Source organism: Candidatus Phytoplasma bonamiae (assembly GCF_030586845.1).
GTDB classification, from domain to species: domain Bacteria; phylum Bacillota_I; class Bacilli_A; order Acholeplasmatales; family Acholeplasmataceae; genus Phytoplasma; species Phytoplasma bonamiae.
This window is the reverse complement of sequence record NZ_JAOSIQ010000034.1, coordinates 1-4,517: the sequence shown is the minus strand read 5'-3', so window position 1 is coordinate 4,517 and position 4,517 is coordinate 1. Positions and strand designations below refer to the sequence as shown.

Genomic DNA, 4,517 nt, shown 5'->3' with positions numbered 1-4,517 from the left:
TAATTTAGAGAATCAATTTGAATTTTTTTTATTAGAGAAAAATACACTATCTTCTCAATTACATTCTCGTTTTATCGAAAAAATAAATATTTTTAATTCAACTAAACCGCCAAAAAATTAATCATCAAGTCTATTAAGAATTAGGTAGTATCGAAAATTCACCATTTATTTCTTAATTTTAACTAAATTATTTTTTTAATTCATTTTTATTAAGTATTGCTAACATGACTTAAATCTAAATAGAACTCGTTTTTAACCTGCTCTAGTCTAAAACACCCACTAGTTATTTTAGATCATTTGCTGGCATCAGCCTATTTCCTATCAATTATTTCCTTTTTTAAAAAAGAAACCGCACATCTTTCTTGATGAAAAGCAATTTTTTAAATCACCCATAAAAAAACTTTGAATTTAATCTGATTTAACTATTTAATTTATATTTAAGCCCCTCTTGGTTTGTTTTAAGTCAAAAATATAAAAAACAACACAAAAGCGATGTCATTGAATATCAACGGCATTTCATTTAAATATATTTTTAGTTTTTTTTATTATTATCGGTTATATAATTTGGATAATAAAAATACATGGCTATAATTAATCGTTTTTAGAAACAAAAATTAGAAGTATATAAATAATAAATTATTTTTTATTCAGTATATTAAAAAAATTAAATAATCAAAAAAGATTTATTTAAAAATTAATCTAAATAATTTTAGATTATAATTTAACAATTGATAATAAAAATATTTATATTCAGAAATTTCATTAAAAATAAACTTTTAATTTATAAAATAAGTCTTGAGTTTATAATTTTGTAATTATTTTTAAATTATGATTGAAATTTATTACTTAATAATAAGTAAAATAAAATATTTATTATCATACATGGAATAATGACTAAATAAATTTGACTATATTTTTTAAATAAAAATATCCATTTTTGAACATTAATAGAATAAATTTTTGTTAAATATTTGTGAGCTAATTTTATTAATTTTTGAGATAAACTTAATTGTTGTTGTTTATTAATTATTTTATTTTTTTGTTGATATGGTAAAAATTCTATAGTTTTTTTATTATTTATTGTTTCTGATAAAAAATTATTTTTTTGAAAAATATAATTATTTTTGTTTTTTTCTTTGATTAATAATTGATTTTGAGGATTTAAATTAATTGCATTTTGTTTTGATTTTTCTTGTATTTTGTATTTCTCTTCATTGAATAATGTGTGAACCGGATTAAAGATCGTGATTTTTTCTTGAATTTTATTAATACTTTCGTCTTGTCTTTGATCGATTTTAGTTAATGTTTTTAATTTTTGATCAAAATCAATAATACTTTCATCTTGTCTTCGGTTAATTTCAGTTAATGTTTTTAATCTTTGATCAAAATCAATAATACTTTCATCTTGTCTTTGATTAGTTTCGTCGTTTCTTAGATAATTTTCGTCGTGTATTCGATCATTTTCATCATGTCTTTGATCATTTTTGTCATGTTTTTCATCATTTTCATCATGTCTTTGATCATTTTTGTCATGTCTTTCATCATTGTCAGTTAATGTTATGAATTTTTTATCGAAATCAAGAATACTTTCATCGTGTCTTTCAGTAATTGTAGTTAATGTTTGTAATTTTGGAGCAAAAGTCATAATATCTTTATCGTGTTTTTGATCATTTTTATCATGTCTTTCATCATTTTCATCGTGTCTTTTGTCATTGTCAATTAATTTTGTGAATCTTTTATCAAAATTCAGAATACTTTTATCGTGTTTTTCGGTAGTCGAAGTTAATGTTTTTAATATTGGAATCAAATCCAGAATATCTGCATCGTGTTTTATATCGGTTTCTTTCTGTTTTTCATCATTTTCGTCTTGTCTTTCGTCATTTTTTTTGTGTATTCGATCATTTTCGTCGTGTATTCGATCATTTTCATCATGTCTTTGATCATTTTTGTCATGTTTTTCATCATTTTCATCATGTCTTTGATCATTTTTGTCATGTCTTTCATCATTGTCAGTTAATGTTATGAATTTTTTATCGAAATCAAGAATACTTTCATCGTGTCTTTCAGTAATTGTAGTTAATGTTTGTAATTTTGGAGCAAAAGTCATAATATCTTTATCGTGTTTTTGATCATTTTTATCATGTTTTTCATCATTTTTAGTTAATTCTTCTATTTTAGCTTTTAAATCATTAATTTTTTTATCATAAGTAATAAAATAATTTTTTAACTGATTTTGAAAATCATTTTGTAATTCTTTTTTTTTATCTTCTAAATTTTTTATAGTTGCAGGTATATCTTTTATTTGTTCTTTTAAATTAATAATTTCGTTTTGAGCATCTTCTATTTGAAGTCTTAGAAATGAAGTAAATAATGGATTATTTATTATTTTATTTATCATCCCCATTTTAGTTGATGACCATGTTATAAAATTATTTGATTTTGTATTCAACATTATATCTATTATATATTTTAAGTAAGAACTGTATAAATTTAAAATAGTTTTTTTATTTTGATATTCTAATAATAATATTTTCTGGAAATGTTCTAAAATTTTTTCTTCCGAAGTTGGCATATTTACAGATGTAAACAAAAAGTTGTTTATATAATCTTCTTCATTTTCAATATAAAGTTGTTCTTCAGGTTTGAAAATAGATAATTCTATTTCTGTTCGTATTTGATCATATAATTTTGCTAATTGATTTTTTTCTTTAAACTGATTTTTTATTTTTTCTTTTAAAATTAACAAATTTTGTTGATATGTCAATGTTGAATCTATTGCTATTAAATGATTTTCAAACACTTTTTCATTTTTTACTCGATTTTCTATTATATTATAATAATTGAAATCAGCTTGCAATTTTTTTAGTTGTTCTTTTAATTTAAAGATTTCCTTTTCTTTATCTTCTAAAATAAATTTTAATACTATTGCATAAAAAGGATATTTTATATTTTGGATTTGCGGATTTTTGTATAATTCATTAATTTGATATATATTAGAATTTCTCATTTTATTGTGAATTAATTTATAATTTATAAAAAATTCATATTTTTCAAATAATTGTTTTTTTATTCTATATTCCCTTAATAATATAGACTTAAGTTCTTCAATTATATCATCTTTTAAGGTTATTCGGGGATCAATCTTGATTAATTCTCTTATAAATTTTTCTTCATCTTTGATTGGCAGATGATTATTTGATATTGCAAAATTAATGTCTAAGTCTTTGTTAGCTAATTCAAGAGCTTTTGCTATTTTATTTCTTTTTAAAAATTGATTAACTATTCTTTCTTTTAAAATTACAATAATTTCGTCAGACGAAGCAATATTATTATCTATAAAAAATAATTTTTGTTCTTTGGGCGACAAATTTATATTATTTTGGTTTAAATTTGCAGCTTTATTTATTTGTTTATTAGAAAATACTTTGGATTTCTTGATCTTATTATTAAAATTAAATAATATTATTAAAAAAATATTTAACACTAATAAAAAAAACATAAAAACTTTAATTAATAATTTAATAATTGTATTTTTCATGGATTTTTCAAACATAATAAGCAAACCTTTTCCGTTAATTTATCTTAATTTTCTTTATTAATTGTTTTTTAATTAAAATACTTTTTCAAGTCATTAAAAAAATTAAATAAAAAATAATAAATATATTTGCGCATATTATAAAAATAATTTTTTATTAAATTAACTAAAATATTTTTAATATAATTATTAAGTTTGAACTTAATTTACAAAATTAAATTTTTTTAAAATATTTATCTATTATAAATTGCAATTTTAAATAAAAAAAAATATCCAAAAAATAAATAATTCTAAATTAACAAATATTTTAAAAATAATGAAATTTTTTCAAATAATAGACCATAGAAACTAATAAATAACAAAAATACAAACTACTCCTAATTAATAAATTTATGATTTATTAATAAATTATTGAAAACCGATTTAAAAATTAAATTTAATTAAAATAGAAATATTATTATGAATAGAGTATATTAATTTTTATAAATACTAAATTAATTTTTAATTTAACATGTAGATTTATTTTATCAAATATTAATATTTGCGTCAATATTAAAAAAATAATAATAATTTTAAGTATTTCTAATTGATTTAGTAAAAATGTAATAAAATACGATATAAAAAAGAATCATATATAAATTTCTTTTAATTAATATTTAGATAGTCTTTAAATAATTTAAAAAAATTCAAAATAAAGTTTTTATTACAAAATTATTTCTTGTTAAAATAAGTTAAAAAATATCTTTTTCATTTTTGTTCAAAAATAAAAAAATCAACTAAGAAAGTTGATTTTAATCATAATTAAACAGATTATTAATTGTAATACTTTTAAAATTAAATGTGTGTCCAGAATTTAAAAATAATTATGTATTATTTATTTTAAAAATTTTAATTTATTTTTGTTTTTTAAATAAAAAAGATTTTAATATCATAATTTAGTTCTGTTATTTATCTTTTTATGATTGATTACTTTTTAAAAATT

The 4,517-nt window shown here is 18.5% G+C and carries 1 protein-coding gene; it reads right to left on the bottom strand.

Annotated elements, in window-relative coordinates; all coding sequences use genetic code 11:
- Positions 1-826: 826 nt before the first annotated feature.
- Positions 827-3,553: a ligand-binding sensor domain-containing protein gene (locus OC701_RS02395; protein WP_304514492.1), complete on the bottom strand. Its 2,727-nt coding sequence runs from the start codon at positions 3,551-3,553 to the stop codon at positions 827-829.
- Positions 3,554-4,517 lie beyond the last annotated feature (964 nt).